We start from the raw sequence: 505 nt of genomic DNA, 5'->3' as shown, positions 1-505 counted from the left end.
CACACCCCCCCCCCCAGCCCGCGGGTGGCCGAACGGGAAGATCAAGGTCATGTCCGTGGACGGCAGGCCGTGGTGAATCAGCTGGTCGGGAAGGGTGTAGTCGTATCCCTCCCAGCGGGAGATGTACTGCCGTAACGGCCCCGGGACCTGCGGTCGGTAGGAGGGCATGTGACGATCATCGCCGCGCAGGGGCGATCCGCCAAGGGCTCATGGTTGAGCCGTCGGAGCGTTGCGCAATAGTGAGTCCATGGACCTCACCCCGGTACGCACCGTGTACGACGCCGCCGCCCCCACCTACGACGTACTTCTTCCCGATCTGCGCATCGAGCAGCCGGTGGACCGGACCATGATTCGAGCCTTCTGCGACGAGGTGTTGGACACGTCCGATCACACGGTCCTGGACGCGGGCTGCGGTGCGGGGCGGATGATTCCCGAGCTGAAGGATCGTGGCCTGCGGCCTCGGGGCGGGGGCCTGTCGAGCGGAATGATCGAACGGGCACGACGT

1 protein-coding gene is annotated in these 505 nt (G+C 66.7%); it reads left to right on the top strand.

Features of this window, described 5'->3' with window-relative positions; genetic code table 11:
- Window positions 1-247 precede the first annotated feature (247 nt).
- A partial coding sequence (locus GTW58_RS14150; RefSeq protein WP_483413997.1) for a class I SAM-dependent methyltransferase occupies window positions 248-505 on the top strand: 258 nt, incomplete at its 3' end.

The sequence above is a fragment of the Kocuria subflava genome (genome assembly GCF_012163155.1).
Lineage (GTDB): Bacteria > Actinomycetota > Actinomycetes > Actinomycetales > Micrococcaceae > Kocuria > Kocuria subflava.
This window is presented reverse-complemented; position numbering and strand designations above follow the sequence as displayed.